The organism is Marinobacter sp. X15-166B (assembly GCF_001752365.1).
Taxonomy (GTDB): domain Bacteria; phylum Pseudomonadota; class Gammaproteobacteria; order Pseudomonadales; family Oleiphilaceae; genus Marinobacter.
Genome location: NZ_MEIY01000001.1, coordinates 2,058,187 through 2,076,505, shown reverse-complemented (window position 1 = coordinate 2,076,505; position 18,319 = coordinate 2,058,187). Strand labels below are relative to the sequence as shown.

The 18,319-nt window shown below is 60.8% G+C and carries 16 protein-coding genes; 1 reads left to right on the top strand and 15 read right to left on the bottom strand.

Annotation, left to right across the window (positions count from 1 at the left end):
• Positions 1-21: 21 nt before the first annotated feature.
• Complete coding sequence (locus tag BG841_RS09735) at positions 22-960, bottom strand: M23 family metallopeptidase (protein WP_228141636.1); 939 nt, start codon at positions 958-960, stop codon at positions 22-24.
• Between the two features lie 280 nt (positions 961-1,240).
• Between BG841_RS09735 and BG841_RS09730 the strand changes: the two genes are divergently transcribed.
• The gene (locus tag BG841_RS09730) at positions 1,241-1,687 is read left to right on the top strand and encodes a DciA family protein (protein WP_070057473.1); all 447 of its coding nucleotides are present in this window, start codon (positions 1,241-1,243) and stop codon (positions 1,685-1,687) included.
• Positions 1,688-1,698: 11 nt separating this feature from the next.
• Here the strand turns inward: BG841_RS09730 and lpxC are convergent, their stop codons facing one another.
• From lpxC to ftsL, 14 genes are all read right to left on the bottom strand, one after another.
• Positions 1,699-2,616 (bottom strand): UDP-3-O-acyl-N-acetylglucosamine deacetylase, encoded by a 918-nt coding sequence (lpxC, locus tag BG841_RS09725; RefSeq protein ID WP_070057472.1) that lies wholly within the window; start codon positions 2,614-2,616, stop codon positions 1,699-1,701.
• Between the two features lie 202 nt (positions 2,617-2,818).
• Complete coding sequence (gene ftsZ / locus BG841_RS09720; RefSeq protein ID WP_070057471.1) at positions 2,819-3,976, bottom strand: cell division protein FtsZ; 1,158 nt, start codon at positions 3,974-3,976, stop codon at positions 2,819-2,821.
• 119 nt (positions 3,977-4,095) lie between these two features.
• Complete coding sequence (gene ftsA / locus BG841_RS09715; protein ID WP_070058775.1) at positions 4,096-5,331, bottom strand: cell division protein FtsA; 1,236 nt, start codon at positions 5,329-5,331, stop codon at positions 4,096-4,098.
• Positions 5,332-5,366: 35 nt separating this feature from the next.
• Positions 5,367-6,206, bottom strand: a complete 840-nt coding sequence (locus BG841_RS09710; RefSeq protein ID WP_070057470.1) for a cell division protein FtsQ/DivIB — start codon at positions 6,204-6,206, stop codon at positions 5,367-5,369.
• On the bottom strand, positions 6,199-7,164 hold the full coding sequence (locus tag BG841_RS09705) for a D-alanine--D-alanine ligase (protein ID WP_070057469.1): 966 nt from the start codon (positions 7,162-7,164) through the stop codon (positions 6,199-6,201). Before BG841_RS09705 ends, BG841_RS09710 begins: the two co-directional genes overlap by 8 nt.
• Entirely contained in the window at positions 7,157-8,602 is a 1,446-nt protein-coding gene (murC, locus tag BG841_RS09700) for a UDP-N-acetylmuramate--L-alanine ligase (RefSeq protein ID WP_070057468.1), read from the bottom strand. The genes BG841_RS09705 and murC overlap by 8 nt, the downstream gene beginning before the upstream one ends.
• Complete coding sequence (gene murG / locus BG841_RS09695; protein WP_074454330.1) at positions 8,595-9,677, bottom strand: undecaprenyldiphospho-muramoylpentapeptide beta-N-acetylglucosaminyltransferase; 1,083 nt, start codon at positions 9,675-9,677, stop codon at positions 8,595-8,597. The genes murC and murG overlap by 8 nt, the downstream gene beginning before the upstream one ends.
• Entirely contained in the window at positions 9,674-10,840 is a 1,167-nt protein-coding gene (gene ftsW / locus BG841_RS09690) for a putative lipid II flippase FtsW (RefSeq protein ID WP_070057467.1), read from the bottom strand. Before ftsW ends, murG begins: the two co-directional genes overlap by 4 nt.
• On the bottom strand, positions 10,837-12,180 hold the full coding sequence (gene murD, locus BG841_RS09685; protein WP_070057466.1) for a UDP-N-acetylmuramoyl-L-alanine--D-glutamate ligase: 1,344 nt from the start codon (positions 12,178-12,180) through the stop codon (positions 10,837-10,839). The genes ftsW and murD overlap by 4 nt, the downstream gene beginning before the upstream one ends.
• A 15-nt stretch (positions 12,181-12,195) precedes the next feature.
• The gene (mraY, locus tag BG841_RS09680; protein WP_070057465.1) at positions 12,196-13,281 is read right to left on the bottom strand and encodes a phospho-N-acetylmuramoyl-pentapeptide-transferase; all 1,086 of its coding nucleotides are present in this window, start codon (positions 13,279-13,281) and stop codon (positions 12,196-12,198) included.
• Entirely contained in the window at positions 13,266-14,675 is a 1,410-nt protein-coding gene (locus BG841_RS09675) for a UDP-N-acetylmuramoyl-tripeptide--D-alanyl-D-alanine ligase (protein WP_070057464.1), read from the bottom strand. Before BG841_RS09675 ends, mraY begins: the two co-directional genes overlap by 16 nt.
• Positions 14,672-16,168 carry a UDP-N-acetylmuramoyl-L-alanyl-D-glutamate--2,6-diaminopimelate ligase gene (locus BG841_RS09670; protein WP_070057463.1) on the bottom strand — a complete coding sequence of 499 codons (1,497 nt, stop codon included), beginning with the start codon at positions 16,166-16,168 and terminating at the stop codon, positions 14,672-14,674. The genes BG841_RS09675 and BG841_RS09670 overlap by 4 nt, the downstream gene beginning before the upstream one ends.
• Before the next feature lie 4 nt (positions 16,169-16,172).
• Positions 16,173-17,867, bottom strand: a complete 1,695-nt coding sequence (locus BG841_RS09665; RefSeq protein WP_070057462.1) for a peptidoglycan D,D-transpeptidase FtsI family protein — start codon at positions 17,865-17,867, stop codon at positions 16,173-16,175.
• Between the two features lie 50 nt (positions 17,868-17,917).
• Positions 17,918-18,319 (bottom strand): cell division protein FtsL, encoded by a 402-nt coding sequence (gene ftsL, locus BG841_RS09660; protein ID WP_070057461.1) that lies wholly within the window; start codon positions 18,317-18,319, stop codon positions 17,918-17,920.

The window sequence follows — 18,319 nt, the reverse complement described above, 5'->3', positions numbered from 1 at the left end:
ATCGCTATACAAACCAGCCTGTTAGCGGCTGGCCCGGCGAATGTAATGCTCTGGATTTTCGGTTCTGCCATTACGCAAAACCTCGAAATGGACGTGGGGACCGGTGGAGCGGCCGGTGCTGCCCATCAAGGCAATGACCTGCCCCTTTTGTACTATGTCACCCACTTTGGCTTTCAGTGACTTGCAATGGGCATATCGGGTGACCAGCCCATTGCCATGATCCACCTCGATCAGGTTACCATAGCCGCCCCGATCTTCAGCAACGGTCACCACCCCCGCCGCCACGGCAATAATATCGCTGCCTTCCTTACCCGCCAGGTCGACACCGCCGTGCCAGGTACGCCGGCCCGTGAACGGATCAGTGCGGTACCCGTAGGGAGAGGACAGCCACCCCCAGGTGACCGGGCGGCCAGCAACAAAACGCTGGTCCTCCAGACGCTTACGCGACAGCAAGGAGTCCAGCAAGCGCAGTTGCTGTTCCCGACCGGCGATGCGTGACTCGAGCTCGGCGATCACCGCACTCAACTCGGGTGTGGCCAGGGACTCTCCGGGCATGCCCTCGTCCGGCCCACCCACGGCCGCGGGCTGCTCAAAGTCAAACTCTTCACTGGTCACCACCCCCGACTCGACAAAACGTTGCCCGAGGGCATCAAGGCGCAGCAGCCGACCCTGCATCTCACCCAGTCTCAGGGTCAGCGCGTCGACCTGCTGACTGGTGGTGAGCCGCACGGCATCCAACTCCCGCTGTTGCTCCGCCAGGTGTTGCTGCCACTGGGCTACCACAAAGGCGGGCACCATGTCGTCATTTGCGGGCGCGGTGGCGGTTGCCAGCACATAGCCCAGGCCGATCGCACTGGCGAGCAAGGTCACAACCAGGGCCACAATGGTCAAGCCAAGGACCGGACCCACCGCCACTACCCGGGACTGCCCGTGTCGTTTGCCTACAAATATTATGTTCATATCGTCATCTGAATACATTGCGGAGCCGCCACACATTCCAGTTGGGCTGCGTCTCCTGCGATCAGGCGGGGCTGCCGTACATCCGTATTCAGGCAATAACACCCTCGCCGGGGGAATCGAGTGCATTCCATCGCAGTGACCCGGGTCCGGTCAGGAGCCAGAAATGCACGGCATGGACACACTCCGGATAACAAGGTAAAAGAGTGTAATACAGGCGTTCTGACTTAACCGTGCCGAAGTGTAACCAATCGTATCCACTGCCGTCGAGCCCAAACCCGGTATGAAAAAGAAAACCAACCTGATCTTAACACCGGATACCCGCCGTCAGACTCCGGTTCTGAATGAACTGCTGACCAAAGCGCAGCAGCACCAACAAGCGGAAAAACAGGTGCTTGCTGCCATTCCGGACGCCTTGTCCCAGGGGGTGCGCTTCGTCAGCTGTGTCGATGGCGAGTTGTGCCTCAGCGTGGAGTCGGCCATTGTGGCCAGTCAACTCCGGTTCCGCCAGCATCAAATCATGGAGTCCCTGCGGGAGAATGCCCGGTTTCGCTACGTGTGGAAGTGCCGGATCAAAGTCAGTCCGCGCCGTCACACAACTTCGGTTCATCGGGAACCGGTGCCGTTGAGCGAAAAAAATGCCCGACTCCTCAGAGAGGAAGCCGGGCACACGAAGGATAAAAACTTACGCGAGATTCTCGAAAAGCTCGCGGGACACGCTCGCAGCTAACGCTTCCTGCGTTAACCCTGAACGGCCAGGACCGGTTTTACGTAAGAAATCGGCGCTTTTGCCTCGTCACTGAAGGTCACCACTTCCCAGGCATCTTCTTCGGCAATGAGCTTGCGCAACAGCTTATTGTTCAGCCCGTGGCCGGATTTGACGCCGTGGAATTCCCCAATCAGGCTGTTACCCAAAAGGTACAGGTCACCGATCGCATCCAGCACCTTGTGCTTGACGAACTCGTCTTCGTAACGAAGACCGTCCTCGTTGAGAATCTTATAATCGTCAACAACAATGGCGTTATCAACGCTGCCACCCAGCGCCAGGTTCATGGCCCGTAGCTGTTCAATATCACGCATGAAACCGAACGTACGCGCGCGACTCACTTCTTTTACAAACGAGGTGCTTGAAAAATCCACGGTTGCTGTTTGTGCCCGTCCTTTAAACACCGGGTGATCAAAGTCGATGCTGAAGCTGACTTTGAAGCCTTCGAAAGGCAAAAACGTGGCCTTTTTATCACCTTCTTCAACGGTTACTTCGCGCTTGATCCGAATGAAGCGTTTAGCCGTATCCTGCTCGGCTATGCCCGCCGACTGCAACAGGAACACAAACGGCCCCGCACTGCCATCCATAATCGGCACTTCGGCAGCGCTTAGCTCAACGAAGCAGTTATCGATGCCCAGACCGGCCATGGCAGACAACAGGTGCTCGACTGTTGCTACACGAACATCGTTTTTAACCAGTGTCGTCGACAGCATGGTTTCACCCACGTTTTCCGCACACGCCTTGATCTCCACTACCGGATCCAGGTCGGTACGCCGGAAAACGATACCTGAATCTACCGGCGCCGGTTTCAGGGTCAGATACACCTTTTCACCCGAGTGCAAACCTACGCCCGTAGCGCGGATGGTGTTTTTAAGCGTCCGTTGTCTGATCATCGCTACATATTTCCGTCACAAGGAATCGATATCTTTAGGCAAAATAATGCCCGCAGAGTACCAAAAAACGAAACTGAATACTATTCAGCCAGCCCGATATTACAGGGCGCTGATTCAGCTCATGATTTACGGTAATCCATATGGCGCCAGGTTGTGCCGGAGCAACGACCAGACCCTCACACAGAGTGTTACCGCCAGACTATCAGTCTGCCTGACGACGGAGGAATGCGGGAATATCGAGATACTCCACCCCCTGCTCCATCGCCTCTTTGCTCTGATCCAGCGCAACGTTACCCTCGGACACCGCGCGACGACGCAATACCGCGGGACGATCCAGTTGCCGGTAATCGGTGGTGCCATCCAGAGTGCGGGTGTTATCCACCACTTTGGTGGGCTTGTCCCGGTCGCCACCCAATCCGGTAGCCACCACGGTCACTTTGATTTCATCCACCATGTCGGGGTCAATCACCGTACCCACAACCACCGTTGCCGAGTCAGACGCAAACTCGCGGATGATGTCGCCCACCTCGGAGAATTCGCCCAGATTCAGGTCCATACCGGCGGTAATGTTGACCAGAATGCCTTTTGCCCCCTGCAGGTTCACGTCTTCCAGCAATGGACTGCGGACGGCTGCCTCGGCGGCTTCCTGGGCGCGGTTTTCACCGGTGGCCACGGCGGTGCCCATCATCGCCATGCCCATTTCCGACATCACCGTTTTCACGTCTGCAAAGTCCACGTTGATCATACCGTTGCGAGTGATCAGATCGGCAATGCCCTGAACCGCTCCCAGCAGGACGTCATTCGCGGCGGCGAAGGCATCCAGCAGACTGGTTTTCTTGCCCAGAACCGACAACAGCTTCTCGTTGGGAATGGTAATCAGCGAGTCCACGCATTCTTCCAGTTCCTTCAGTCCGGCCTCAGCCAGACTCATGCGCTTGGCACCTTCGAACATGAACGGTTTGGTGACCACCGCTACGGTGAGTATACCCAGCTCGCGGGCCACTTCGGCCACCACCGGAGCCGCACCGGTACCCGTTCCGCCACCCATCCCGGCGGTAATAAAGACCATGTCGGCGCCACTGATGGCTTCGGCAATACGGTCCCGATCTTCAAGGGCAGACTGGCGCCCGATTTCGGGGTTCGCGCCGGCCCCCAGACCTTTGGTGATGTTGCCACCCAACTGGATGACCTGACGGGCGTCCATATCAGCGAGGGCCTGCGCATCCGTGTTGGCGCAGAAAAACTCCACCCCCTCGACATCACTGTTAAACATGTGGCGTACGGCATTGCCACCGCCGCCGCCCACGCCGACGACCTTGATCACCGCGTTTTGCTGGATGCTATCCACTAATTCAAACATGTCCTTACTCCTTCGTGCTGTTGTCAGCCCATTGCCGGCTGATTATTTACTGAGGCCTTACGTTCGAGATACCTTCGTTTTCCGTCTTCTTCCGGACGGTTCAATGCGCAGGTTCGCGGTCAGAAATTGCCCGTGAACCAGCTCTTCATGCGCTCAACCAGGGACGGTGCATCCTCCGCTTTGAGCACCGGCTCCCGACCAAGATCCATTTGTCGGAAACCATGAATCAACAACCCGACGCCGGTGGCGTAAATCGGGTTGTTTACAACTTCCGTCATCCCGGAGACAGCCTGCGGACAGGCAAGCCGCACCGGCATGTGGAAAATTTCTTCCGCCAGTTCAACCACGCCTTCCATGGTGGATGAACCGCCGGTAATGACGACCCCGGCGGGAATCATTTCCTCAAAGCCGGACCGTCGCAATTCAGATTGCACCAGGGTAAACAACTCTTCGTAGCGCGGTTCCACCACCTCGGCGAGTGCCTGCCGCGACAAATCACGGGGGGCCCGGTCGCCGACGCTCGGTACCTTGATGGTTTCATCCGCCCCCGCCAGCTGGGTCAGGGCGCAGGCGTATTTGATTTTGATCTCTTCCGCATTCTGGGTAGGCGTGCGTAACGCCATGGCGATGTCGTTGGTGACCTGGTCACCGGCAATCGGGATAACCGAGGTATGGCGTATGGCTCCGCCGGTAAACACGGCGATGTCCGTGGTCCCGCCACCGAGATCCACCACACAGACGCCCAACTCTTTTTCGTCTTCGGTCAGTACCGCATGACTGGACGCCAGTTGTTCCAGAATGATGTCGTCGACATCCAGGCCGCAACGACGAATGCACTTGTCGATGTTCTGGGCCGCATTGACCGCACAGGTGACCAGATGCACCTTGGCTTCCAGACGCACACCGGACATGCCCATGGGCTCTTTGATCCCCTCCTGGTTATCAATCACAAATTCCTGCGGCAGAATGTGCAGGACTTTCTGATCCGCCGGGATCGCCACCGCCTGGGCTGCATCGATGACCCGGTCGATATCCGCCTGGGTCACCTCCCGATCGCGGATGGCAACAATGCCGTGGGAGTTGAGGCTTTTGATATGGCTGCCGGCGATCCCCGCGTACACCGAATGAATCCGGCAGCCGGCCATCAACTCGGCCTCTTCGATGGCCCGCTGGATCGCCTGCACCGTGGTCTCAATATTCACCACGACGCCCCGTTTCAGACCGCGGGATGGATGGGAACCCACGCCGACCACTTCGATGGTGCCGTCCAGGGTGCGCTTGCCAACGATCGCAACCACTTTGGAGGTTCCGATATCCAGGCCGACTATCATGTTTTCCGTATCAACCGATGACATGTATTTCACCAAACCGTGATTCTGTGAAGGTGATGCTATGATTTGTTTGCAGAGACCCCATTCAGTGGCCTCCACTGCACCGCGACACCATTGGTGTATCGCGCATCCACCCGTTTGACTTCATCCGCACGAGTGGCCAGCTGGCCCTCATAAACGGTTATAAAGCGTTCGAAACGCTGCTCAACCTGATCGCGCCCCAGCGCCACTTCGATGCCATTGGCCAGATGCAGGGTCCAGGCGCCCCGTTGTTCCAGCGTCAGACCCGCGAACACCAGGCCGTGGGCTGCGAGTACGTCGACCATGCTTCTCGCCATTTCGATCACGTCCCGCACCCGGTCATCCGGTCCCGACAGATGCGGCAGGGCACCTGCAGCGTCGCGACTCTCCGGTGCAAACAAGACCCCCGACCGGCTGACCAGTTTGTCGTCGTTCCAGTAGGCCAATGGTTTTTTCTCACGTATTTCCACCTGCAACCGGTCCGGCCACACCCGCTGCACGGCGGCGGTTTCGACCCAGGGGCGCTGCTCCAGATCGCGTTTGATTTCCGCCAGGTCGGTGGCAAAGAAACTCTTACCGACCCAAGTGTTGACCCGCTGCTCGAGCTCGGTGCGGTTTTCCCCGACCAGGGTGCCTTTGACGTCCACCGACATAATTTGCCGGTCCAGCGCGGTCAGCACCTGACTCGCCCCCCAGGGCACCAGTGCCGCGAGCAGCACAATGACCCCGCCCAGCCCCACCTGCGTCCACGGGATCGCGGCCCACAGGGCTCTGAAGGTGCCGAAGCGCTCTTGCTCCGCGGTGAAGGAGGTGGCTCCCCGCCGCTTGGGCGGATCTTCAGGCATGACCCGACTGCGCAACAGGACGCGTTCAATCACCGGCAACCTCCAGAGTGTCCGCAAGGATTCTCACCACCAGTTCTTCGAAACTGATACCCGCGGCCTTGGCCGCCATGGGGACCAGGCTGTGGTCGGTCATACCCGGAGCGGTATTCACTTCGAGCAGCCAGAACTGACCCTGCGCATCTTGCATGATGTCGACCCGGCCCCAGGTACGGCATCCGATCACCCGGAAGGCGTCCACCGACAACTGTTTCAGTGCCTGTTCCAGCTCTGGCGCAAGCCCGCTGGGAATCTGATAGCGGGTATCCTCAGCCAGATACTTGGCGTCGTAATCATAAAACTCGTTGTCGGTGCTGAGCCCGATAACCGGCAACGCCTGGCCTTGCAACACGGCGACCGTAAACTCCGGACCTTCCACCCATTCTTCCACCAACACCAGCGGGTCGTGCTGACTGGCATTGCGGTAGGCCGTCACCAGCTGGTCACGATTGGTGACTTTAAAAATACCGATACTGGACCCTTCCCGGGACGGCTTGACACTGAGCGGCAGGGTTAATTCGGCCAGAATGGCATCCGCCTCCTCTGCCGACGCCATGGCGCGGAACCGGGGGGTGGGCAAACCGCATCCCTGGAACACGTACTTGGTGCGCAATTTGTCCATAGCCAGCGCGGACGCCATCACTTCGCTCCCGGTATAGGGAATGCCCGCCTGCTCCAGAATGGCCTGCAGGGTGCCGTCCTCACCGCCACGTCCGTGCAAGGCGATGAAGACCCTGTCGAACTGCGGATTGGTCACGGTTTGCAGCAAACACCCCTGGACGTCCAGACCTATCGCGTCCACACCAGCTGCCAGCAGCCCATTGAGTACGGACCGTCCGCTGTTGAGGGACACTTCACGCTCGGCGGAGTCGCCGCCCATGAATACAGCGACCCGGCCAAGAGCTTTGCGGGTAGCGGCATCCACCTGGTAGTTTTGCAGAGGTGCTTTATTCACCGGGTATCACTCCTGCGGCCGCCAGCCGCGTCGCGACAGCACCGATATCACCGGCACCCTGGGTGATCAGCAAATCGCCGTCCCTCAGCGTTGCCTCGAGCAATCGTTCAATTTCACTGTGTTCCTCCACAAACACCGGCTCAACCGCACCCCGCAAGCGGATGCTGCGGCACAGCGCGCGACCATCGGCACCGGGGATGACGGCTTCTCCCGCGGAATACACATCCAGTAACAACAGCCCATCGACCTCGGACAGCACGCGCACAAAGTCTTCATACAGATCCCGGGTACGGCTGTAGCGATGGGGCTGGTAAAGCATCACCAGGCGCCGGTCCGGAAAGGCGCCACGGGCGGCTTTGATCACCGCATCCACTTCGGTGGGGTGATGGCCATAATCGTCCACCAGGGTGACCAGTCCGTTTTTGGTCTGGTAGTCGCCATAGACCTGAAAGCGGCGCCCCACCCCGGCAAAATCGGCCAATCCGGCAAGAATGGCCTGATCGTTCACCCCTTCATCGGTGGCCACCGCAATTGCCGCCAGGGCGTTCTCAACGTTGTGACGGCCGGGCATCTTGAGTTCCACCTCCAGATCTCGGCGGCCACCGGGACGTCTGGCGGTAAACCGCGTGGTCAGGCCACGGGACTCAATGTTTTCGGCCCGGTAATCCGCATCCGGGTTATCAATGCCGTAGGTAATGATGGCGCGGGATATACGCGGCAGAATGTCCCGCACGTAGGGGTCGTCCACACACATCACCGCCACGCCATAAAACGGCAGGTTGTGGAGAAAGTCGATAAACGTCTGCTTCAGACGGCCTACGTCACCACCATATGTGTCCATATGATCGGCTTCGATGTTGGTCACTACCGACACATTGGGCATCAAATGGAGAAACGAGGCGTCACTTTCATCCGCTTCGGCCACCAGATAACGGGAACCACCCAGCTTGGCGTTGCTGCCCGCGCTGTTCAACTTGCCACCAATCACAAAGGTCGGATCGAGTCCGGCCTCGCCCAGGATGGAGGCAATCAGACTGGTGGTGGTGGTTTTTCCGTGGGTACCGGCCACCGCAATGCCGTGACGGTAGCGCATGATCTCCGCCAGCATTTCGGCCCGGGGTACCACCGGTACCCGGCGCGCCCGGGCCGACACCAGTTCAGGATTGTCGTCGGCTACCGCTGACGACACCACGACCACATCTGCGGTGGCGCTGTTACTGGCCTGATGACCGATTTGCACGGTCACTCCCAGGGCTTTCAGCCGGTCGGTGACTGCGCTAACCCGCATATCCGAGCCAGAGACGTCGTATCCCTGGTTTTTCATGACTTCGGCAATGCCGCTCATGCCGGCTCCGCCAATACCGATAAAATGAATGTTACGGATGCGCCGCATTTCGGGTGCCTGGTAAGCCAGGGTCGAATTCGTCGGTTCAGGCATTTGCGGCCTCCAGGCAATAGTTCACTACTCTCTCCGTCGCGTCGGGACGTGCCAGCGCTCGAGCCGACTCCGCCATGGTTATCACCCGGGAACGACTGCTCCCGAGGTCCGTCAGTGTGTCTGCCAGCCGTTGCGCGGTCAGCCCGGCTTGCGGCATCAGAATGGCTGCCTGGGCAGCGGTCATTGGCTGACTGTTGTGGGTCTGGTGATCGTCCACCGCATGGGGAAAAGGCACCAGAATGGCGCCGATACCGGCGGCGCATAGTTCCGCCACCGTCAGCGCACCGGAGCGGCACAATACCAGATCCGCCCAGCCGTAGGCCTCCGCCATATCGTTGATAAAGGGCTCTATGGACGCACTCACGCCCGCTTCGGCATAGGCCTGCCGGGTCAGTTCCAGTTGGCGCTCACCGCACTGGTGCCGCACCTGCGGACGCTGCTCTTCCGGCAGCAGTGCCAGCGCTTGCGGCACCTGCTCATTGATGGCCTGGGCCCCCAGACTGCCGCCCAGTACCAACAGCCTCAAAGGGCCGCTCCGATCGGCCAGGCGCGCCTCCGGAGGCGGCAAGAGCGCCACGTCCTGGCGCACCGGATTACCGGTACACCGGGTGACCACGCCCTTGCCAAAGCTGCCCGCGAACGCTTCCATCACTGTGGTGGCAAAGCGCGCCAGAATCCGGTTGGTCAGCCCGGCAATCGCATTTTGTTCGTGCACCACCAAGGGGGTGCGGGTCAGCCAGGCGGCCAGCCCACCCGGTCCGGTTACAAAGCCTCCCATGCCGATGACACAGTCCGGCTGGACGGCACGCACCACCCGCAGTGCCTGCAGCAGCGCCCGCGTTAATTTGAACGGGGCCGCCAGCAACGCCAGCTTGCCTTTACCGCGCAAGCCGGACACCGCAATCAATGACAGCGGAATGTCGGTCTCACCGATCAGGCGCTGCTCCATCCGGCCCTCGGAACCGAGCCAGTGGACTTCGTGTCCTCTGGCCTGCAGTACCCGCGCCGTGGCCAGCGCCGGGAACACGTGCCCGCCGGTGCCACCCGCCATGATCAGAAAGCGTCGCTTACTCACCGCGCCCCCCCATAAGACTTGCGTTGCGGGGCCGGAGCCACCTTGGCCGGTGTCTGTTCCAGCTTGTCCAGCCGCTCCATCTCAACCCGCGCCAGAATTCCGAGGCTGACGCAGGTCACCATCAGACTGGAGCCGCCGTAACTGATCAGCGGCAACGTCAGCCCCTTGGTGGGCAGCAACCCGGTGTTGACGCCAATGTTGATGCAGGATTGCAGCCCGATCAGCAGGGTAATGCCATAGGCAAAACAGGCGGCAAATGGCATGTCCGCCTGCTCTGCATTACGGGCAATCACCAATCCGGCTATCACCAGAACCGCCAGCAGCACCAGCACCAGCAACGACCCCAGCAAGCCGAACTCTTCCGCCACGATGGCGAAAATAAAATCTGTGTGGGCCTCGGGCAGATAAAACAGTTTCTGGACCGAGTTACCCAGCCCCACGCCGGTCCAGTCACCCCGGCCGAAAGCGATCAGCGACTGGGTCAGCTGATAGCCACTGTTGAACTGGTCTTTCCACGGGTCGAGGTAGCTCACTACCCGCTTCAGCCGGTAGGGCTGGGTCACCACCAGCACCGCCCCCATGGACAGACAGAAACCGATCAGCAGGAACAGCCGGCTCATGCGCACCCCGCTGAGGAAGATCATCCCCAGAGCGGCGGCCATCAGCACCACCGTAGCGCCGAAATCGGGCTCGATCACCAGTAAAAAGGACGCCACACACAACACGCCAATGGGCCTGAAAAAACCGGACCAGCTGTTCATTAGCTCGTCCCGCCGGCGCACCACGTAACCGGCCAGATAAGCAATCAAACACAGTTTGGCGATTTCGGACACCTGCACGTTAAACAGTCCGAACGGAATCCACCGGGTCGAGCCGTTCACCGTATGTCCAAGGGGCGTCAATACAAGCACCAGAACTGCCAGACCGATACCCAACAGCAGCCAGCCACTGCGCTCCCACCAGGCCAATGGCACATTGGCAGCGCCAATGGCGAATGCACAACCCAGTCCGGCAAACAGCAACTGGCGGATCATGTAGTGATAGCCGTTACCCAGAGTTTCCGCGGCCATATCCATGGAGGCCGACGAAATCATGATGATCCCCAGCACCAGCAGCGCAACCGCACTGACCAGCAACCATGGCAAGGGGCGCAGATCGCTCATGACAAGCCCTCCACCAAAGTGCGGAACTGGTCGCCGCGCTCGCGATAGTCCTTGAACATGTCCAGACTGGCGCAGGCCGGGGACAGCAGTACACGGTCACCCGCCCGGGCCAGCCCCCGTGCTGCCAGCACGGCCTCCTGGAGGGAGCCGGCGCGGCTGACGGCGACCGTCTCAGGCAGCACAGAGGCCAACTGTGCGGCGTCCTCGCCGAACAGCACCACCGCGCGGCAGTGGGCACTGACAGGCTGGCGCAGCGGCTGGAAATCGGCCCCTTTCCCGGCTCCGCCCGCAATCAGCACCAGCTTGCCATCGGGGGGCGCCAGACTCTCAATGGCAGCAACGGTGGCCCCCACGTTGGTGCCCTTGGAGTCGTTGATATAGACCACCCCGGCCAGCTCCCGCACCCACTCGCAGCGGTGTGGTAATCCGCGGAAGTTCCGGGCCACGCTCACCATCACGTCCATGGGCAAACCGGCCGCTTGACCCAGCGCCAGCGCGGCCATGACGTTACTGATGTTATGGCGGCCCAGCATCTGCAGGCGATCGGCCAGCAGCAGGTTGTCGAATCCGAAGGTAATCCAGGTGCCCTGTTCATCCTCGCGGGTGCTGAAGGTGTCAGGGTTGACCCGGTTGAAGCCGAAACAGCGCAGTACCGGTTTATAGGGCGCCATGGGCGTGCTGAGTGCATCGTCCAGATTGACCACGGCTTGCCGGCAGCCGCGGAACACCCGCTGCTTCGCCTGGTAATAGGCCATCTTGTCGGGGTAACGGTCCATGTGGTCGTCACTGACGTTGAGCACCGTCGCCACCTGGGCTCCCAGGTCGTCCGTGGTCTCCAACTGGAAACTCGACAGTTCCAGAATATACAGCTCGACCGTGTCATCGAGCAGATCCAGAGCCGGGGTACCAATGTTGCCCCCCACGGCAACCTGCCACCCAGCGGCAATTGCCATCTCTCCCAGCAGCGTGGTCACCGTGGTTTTGCCATTGGAACCGGTGATGGCCACCACCGGGGCGTTGGCCTCGCGGCTGAACAGGTCGATATCGCCCACAATACGGGCACCGGCCGCCGCTGCCTGTTGAATGGCCGGTTCGGCCACACTGACCCCCGGACTGACCACCAATTCGCTGAAACCGGCAAACAGGTCACCGTCGAAGGGGCCCAGATGCACCACCACTTCCGGCCAGCCCGCCTTGAGCTCCGCCAACCCCGGCGGCTGCAGGCGGCTGTCGGCCACCACCACCGCGCGACCCTGGGCACGAAGAAAGCGCACGCAGGAAAGCCCGGTGATACCGAGCCCTACAACCAGTGTGCGACGATCCGACCCTATGATGCTCATAACACTCTGCTTCGCCTAGCGTATCTTCAGGGACGCCAGTCCAATCAGGACCAGCACCACGGTGACCACCCAAAACCGCACAATAACGCGGGGCTCCGGCCAGCCTTTCAGTTCAAAATGATGATGCAAGGGCGCCATGCGAAAAATCCGCCGGCCGGTCAGACGGAACGAGGCCACCTGCAAAATCACCGAGACGGTTTCCATGACAAACACACCGCCCATAATGAACAGCACAATTTCCTGACGCACAATCACGGCCACCACGCCGAGCGCAGCCCCCAGCGCCAGTGCCCCCACATCGCCCATAAACACCTGTGCCGGATAGGTGTTAAACCATAAAAAGCCCAGCCCGGCGCCCACGATCGCGCCACAAAATACGATCAGCTCCCCGGCGCCGGGCAGATGAGGTATGAGCAGGTAATTGGCAAATTGAACATGGCCCGAAACGTAGGCAAAGATTCCCAGCGCCCCCGCGACCATCACCGTAGGCATGATTGCCAGACCGTCCAGACCGTCGGTGAGGTTGACGGCGTTGCTGCTGCCGACAATGACGAAATAGGTCAGCAGGATGAACAGCAGCGGCCCCAGGGTCAGCGAGACGTTCTTGAAAAACGGCACATAAAGCGAGGTTTCCTGCGGCAGTACCGCGGTCACATAAAGCGCAACGGCCGCGGCCGCGCCAATCACCGACTGCCAGAAATACTTCCAGCGGCCCGGCAAACCACGGGGGTTGCGCTCGACCACCTTGCGATAGTCATCGACCCAACCAATCGCCCCGAACAGCAAGGTCACCAGAATGGTGACCCACACATAGCGGTTACCCAGATCCGCCCACAGCAGGGTACTGACCCCTATGGCCACCAGAATCAGTGCACCACCCATGGTGGGCGTACCGGCCTTGCTCAGATGGGTTTGCGGGCCGTCATCGCGCACCGCCTGCCCAATTTGATACTGGCTCAGTTTGCGGATCATGTAGGGACCCACCAGCAGCGAAATCAGCAGCGCGGTCAGCACCCCCAGAATTCCGCGCAGGGTCAGGTACTGAAACATGGTCAGTGCCGAAAAATGTTGTGACAAAACCTCTGTCAGCCAGAGCAGCATGTAGACTTCACCTTCTGTAAGAGACCATCCGCCACGACATCCATGGCGGAACTTCTGGATCCTTTCAGCAACAGGGTTGCCGGAAGCGTTGATGGGTTCGCGAGCACTTGCTCAGCGAGGTATTCGATCGCTGCTGCATGGGTGTCACAGTGTTCCGTCTGCTCGCCAAACCCTGAAGCGTAACCCTCTCCACCGGGGCCGACCACAATCAGGCGCTCGATTCCCAGGGCGCGGGCCTTTGCCCCCACTTCTTCATGCAGGCGCATGGACTCTGCGCCCAGTTCTGCCATGGCCCCCAGCACCGCGATGCGCTGTCCGTCAGCGGCCGCCAGCACACCCAGTGCGGCTTTCAGCGACGCCGGGTTGGCGTTGTAACTGTCATCGATCAGGGTCACCCCGGTCGTCAACATTCTGGTGTGCAGGCGACCCTTGACCGGTGTCACCGCAGCCAGACCCGCCGCAATGCTCGCCCGATCCACCCCCAGCTGGCGCGCAGCCGCAGTGGCCAGCAACGCGTTGACGATGTTATGACTCCCCTGCAGAGCAAGGCTCACCGACACGGTCCAACCTTCCGGTCCGAGCACCCGGAATGCCTGGGTTTCGCCGCTGCCCGGCAGCAATTCGTGGCTGTAATCCGCCTGCGAATCGGCCGCACCACTGACGCTGATCACGGTGCGTTCGCCGGCGCGCTGGCGCCACTGCGCATAGGCGGGGTCATCGGCACTCAAAATGACCGCGCCCCCGACACCGACGCCGTCGATGATCTCGCCCTTGGCGGTCACAATGTTCTGGTAACCGCCAAACCCTTCGAGATGCGCTTCCGAAGCGTTGGTGATGATGGCGACGTCCGGCCGGGTAATGGCCACGGTGTGCGCAATTTCCCCCAGCCCGCTGGCGCCCAGCTCGATCACCGCAAAACGGTGGTGGGGGCTGAGCCGCAACAGCGTAAGGGGGGCGCCAATGTGATTGTTCAGGTTGCCCTGGGTAGCCAGAGTCTCACCGGCCTGAGCCAGAATCGCGGCCAGCATCTCCTTGACCGTGGTTTTGCCACTGCTGCCGGTGATGGCCGCAACACGCAGCGTGGCGGCGTTACGATTGGCACCCGCCAGGATCGCCAGGGCGTGCACCGTATCCGGCACCACCAACTGAGGCAAGGCGACGTCACGCTGGAACTGGTCCACCACCGCCGCGACCGCGCCTGCGTCTTTGGCCGCCTGCAGGAACCGGTGGCCATCAAAATTCTCGCCCCGCAAAGCCACAAACAGGGCGCCCGGGCAACCGTTGCGGGTGTCGGTGAACACGTCACTGAATTCGGTCTGCCGGTCACCCGTCAGCCCTGCAGGATCTGCGCCCAGCCAGCCAGCCGCTTGCGCCAGAGTGAAGTTGCTCATCATGCGACACCGTCCCGGAGCCTGAGGGCCCGACGTACATGTGCCGCATCACTGAAGGGCAGTTTCTCGCCCGCGACTTCCTGCCAGCTCTCGTGCCCCTTGCCGGCGACAAGCACCACATCCCCGGCCTGAGCCAGGCTGACTGCGCGCCGAATGGCCTCCGCCCGGTCGTGTATCACCAACGCGGCTTGCGGGTTGGCAAATCCGGCCATAATATCCGCCACGATCGCGGCGGGGGATTCGGTCCGGGGGTTGTCATCGGTGACAATCACCAGATCAGCCCCGCGTTCGGCCTGCTCCGCCATTTCCGGACGTTTGCCGGCGTCCCGGTCGCCGCCGCAGCCAAACACACAAATCAGCCGCTGGCCGGTGTGGGCTCGCAAGGCAGCTAACGCATTGGCCAGTGCATCGGGGGTGTGGGCGTAATCCACCACCACCTGCACGCCATTGGCACCCAGATAGGACTCCAACCGACCGGGCGGGGATGTCAGTTTCGCCACGGCGGGGATCAGTTGCGCCACGGGCACGCCCAGACTGAGCACCACTCCCATGGCGGCGAGCAGGTTACTGGCATTGAAACTGCCAAGCAGCGGCGCAGAAATATCGAACGCCCCCCAAATCCCATCGACCGATGCCTCAAATCCGGTGGCCGAGGGCTGATAGCGGGTCAGCCACAGTTCAACCTGGGCCTCGTGCAGGCTGTATCGCACGCGATCACACTTGCCCTCCAGTTGCTGATACAGCTGACGACCAAACGGATCATCAAAATTCACTACGGCAAAATGCAGCTCTTCGCGGGCGAACAACCGCGCTTTGGCGGCCCCGTATGCTTCCATCGAGCCGTGATAATCCAGATGGTCCCGGGTGAGGTTGGTGAAGACCGCCCCGGTGATCATCACCCGGTCAATCCGGCCCTGGTCCAGAGCATGGGACGACACCTCCATCGCCACCGCACGACCTTGCTGGTCGTGGATTCTGGCGATGGCACGATTGACGGCCACCACGTCGGGGGTGGTGTGCGAACCCGGTTCGACGGCACCCAACAAACCGTTGCCGAGGGTACCAATGACGCCGCACAGGCTGCCGGTGTGGGTCAGCAATTGCGCCACATACTGGGCCACCGAGGTTTTACCGTTGGTCCCGGTGATCCCGATAACCCGCACACATTGCGAGGGATACTCGAAGAAACGATCGGCGATCTTGCCCAGCAAGCCTCGCAGCCTGGGCACCGGCACCCGCAGTGCACCGCGATGCTCGTAGCACTCGGTGCGAAGTTCGCCGTCCGCCAGAGCATCCTCCAACACAACAATCGCACCCCGATCGATGGCTTCGTCGATGTAATGGTCCGCCGGTGTCCGGCTACCCGCGAGCGCCACAAAGGCGTCGCCGGGCCTGACCTGTCGACTGTCGGTGGCCAGCCCGTGAATGGTGACATCAAACACCGACGGCACCTCGGCGATGTTCTGCAGCAACTTGCTGAGAGAAGTGATACACATAGTATTATCCTTGTCCCCCAGTGCTATTGACCGTGCCGCTCAGTTCCAGTTTCGGTTTGACGTCCAGCAAACGCAGCGCATCCCCCATCACCCGGGAAAACACCGGCGCCGCAACCTCACCGCCGTAATACTCGCCGGCCTGAGGCGCATCCACCGCCACCACGGTGACGATTTTCGGGTTATCAATCGGCGCCATGCCGGCAAACACCGCCTTGTACTGACTGTCTTCGTAGCCATGTTTGCCGACCAGGTGAACCGTGCCGGTTTTTCCCCCGGCCGAATAGAGTGCCGGCTGAGCGCGGCGGCCGGTGCCGTTTGCCACGGCTTCACGCAGCATGTCGCGCACCTCCCGGGTGACGGTTTCGGACAAGATGCGCGCGCCTGCCGGTGGGGTCTCAACCCGCAGCAAGCTGAGCGGGTAACGGATGCCGCCATTGGCGAGCACCATGTACGCCTGAGCCAGCTGCAACGCGTTCAGACTCAGACCATAACCGTACGACAGGGTGGCCTCTTCCACCGGTCGCCAGCGCGGCGGGGCCGGTAACACACCCACGGCCTCGCCGGGGAAACCAATGCCGGTCGACTGCCCGAGGCCCAGCTGAAAGTACAGATCGCGAATAACATCGCCGCCGATGTCGTTGGCGATTTTGCTGATGCCGACATTACTGGAGCGGGCAATGATGGTGGTCAGATCAACCTTGCCGAAATTGCCGGTATCACGAATGGTGAAACGGCCAAACCGGCGGTAGCCGGGAGAGGTATCGATGGTGCTCGACAAATGGTATTTACCGGTCGACAGTGCGGCGGCCATGGCCACCGGTTTCATGGGCGAGCCCGGTTCGAACAGATCGGTGACTGCCTTGTTGCGCATGCGGTCCGCACTGAGCTGGCTCCGGTCATTGGGGTTGTAGGACATCTGGTTCACCATGGCGAGGATTTCGCCGGTGTGGACGTCCAGCATCACCAGGGTGCCACCCCGGGCCTGATGCGCCGCCACTACCGCCTTCAGTTCCCGGTAGGCGAGGTACTGCAAGCGCAGGTCAAGGCTCAACGCCAGATCCCGCCCCGGACTGGCGTCCCGGATCAGCGACAAATCCTTGATGTTGCGACCGCGGTTATCCCTGAGCACGCGCTTGCTGCCGACGGTGCCACTGAGCCAGTCGTCATAGGACAGCTCAACGCCTTCCTGACCGCGTTCATCGATTCCGGTGAACCCTACCACGTGGGCGGTTACTTCGCCGGCGGGGTAAAAACGCTGATATTCACGACGGCTGTAAAAGCCCGGTATTTCCAGCGCCATGACCTCTCGGGCAAGGCCGGGGGCCAGTTTGCGCTGAAGGTATATAAACTGGCGGTCGGCGTATTGCCTCAGCCGTTCCCGCAAGCGGGCCTCGCTCACCCCCAGCAATCGGGAGGCCGCCGTCAGTCGCGGATCTTGCGGGTCGACTTCGCTCGGATTGGCCCACAAGGTCTGCACCGGCGTGCTGACAGCAAGCGGTTCGCCGTAGCGATCGGTAATCAGCCCCCGGTGCGCATCCAGGGTTTCCACGCGGATGGTGCGCACATCGCCCTGCTTGCGTAAAAACGCCTGATCAACCACGTGCAAGTCCACCAACCGCCACCCGAGAATGCCGACCACCGTCAAAAACACGACAAACACGGTACAAAAACGCCAGGCTTTGAGACCCGTCGTCAGCATCACCTTCCATGTTCGCTTGCGTTCCTGCCTGGGCAACGGACTCACCTTGATTATTGGGCTCGATGGTATTTGTTGGGTACCAGAACAATGTCCTGTTTGCCGGGCACGGTCATGCCCAGCTGTTGCGCGGCCTGCTGTTCGATGCGTCCGTGCGCACCCAGTGAGCTTTGCTCAAGCAGCAACTGGCTCCACTCCCGGTGATAGCCGTCGCGCTGTTGCTGCAGCTGCGACAGCGCATTGAACAGTTGCCGGTTCTGATGGGAGCTCACCACCACGCCGATGGCCGAAACGATCAACACGGTCACCAGGCCCAGAAACACCAGCACGTTACCCTGCCCGAGCCCACGGAAAATACGTTGTGACAACCGCAGGGCGGTGGACAACCCCTCACGGACCTTGTGTTTGTTCAGCACCGCCGTCTTGACGGGGCGCTCCAAAGTCACTGCGCCCAT

What these genes read in the sequence shown, in the direction of transcription:
- lpxC (WP_070057472.1), bottom strand. Translation starts at nt 2,616, where the DNA reads ATGATCAGACAACGGACGCTTAAAAACACCATCCGCGCTACGGGCGTA.
- murD (WP_070057466.1), bottom strand. Translation starts at nt 12,180, where the DNA reads ATGAGCATCATAGGGTCGGATCGTCGCACACTGGTTGTAGGGCTCGGT.
- BG841_RS09670 (WP_070057463.1), bottom strand. Translation starts at nt 16,168, where the DNA reads ATGTGTATCACTTCTCTCAGCAAGTTGCTGCAGAACATCGCCGAGGTG.
- ftsW (WP_070057467.1), bottom strand. Translation starts at nt 10,840, where the DNA reads ATGAGCGATCTGCGCCCCTTGCCATGGTTGCTGGTCAGTGCGGTTGCG.
- ftsA (WP_070058775.1), bottom strand. Translation starts at nt 5,331, where the DNA reads ATGTCATCGGTTGATACGGAAAACATGATAGTCGGCCTGGATATCGGA.
- BG841_RS09735 (WP_228141636.1), bottom strand. Translation starts at nt 960, where the DNA reads ATGAACATAATATTTGTAGGCAAACGACACGGGCAGTCCCGGGTAGTG.
- BG841_RS09675 (WP_070057464.1), bottom strand. Translation starts at nt 14,675, where the DNA reads ATGATGAGCAACTTCACTCTGGCGCAAGCGGCTGGCTGGCTGGGCGCA.
- ftsZ (WP_070057471.1), bottom strand. Translation starts at nt 3,976, where the DNA reads ATGTTTGAATTAGTGGATAGCATCCAGCAAAACGCGGTGATCAAGGTC.
- ftsL (WP_070057461.1), bottom strand. Translation starts at nt 18,319, where the DNA reads ATGGGCGCAGTGACTTTGGAGCGCCCCGTCAAGACGGCGGTGCTGAAC.
- mraY (WP_070057465.1), bottom strand. Translation starts at nt 13,281, where the DNA reads ATGCTGCTCTGGCTGACAGAGGTTTTGTCACAACATTTTTCGGCACTG.
- BG841_RS09730 (WP_070057473.1), top strand. Translation starts at nt 1,241, where the DNA reads ATGAAAAAGAAAACCAACCTGATCTTAACACCGGATACCCGCCGTCAG.
- BG841_RS09665 (WP_070057462.1), bottom strand. Translation starts at nt 17,867, where the DNA reads ATGCTGACGACGGGTCTCAAAGCCTGGCGTTTTTGTACCGTGTTTGTC.
- murC (WP_070057468.1), bottom strand. Translation starts at nt 8,602, where the DNA reads ATGCCTGAACCGACGAATTCGACCCTGGCTTACCAGGCACCCGAAATG.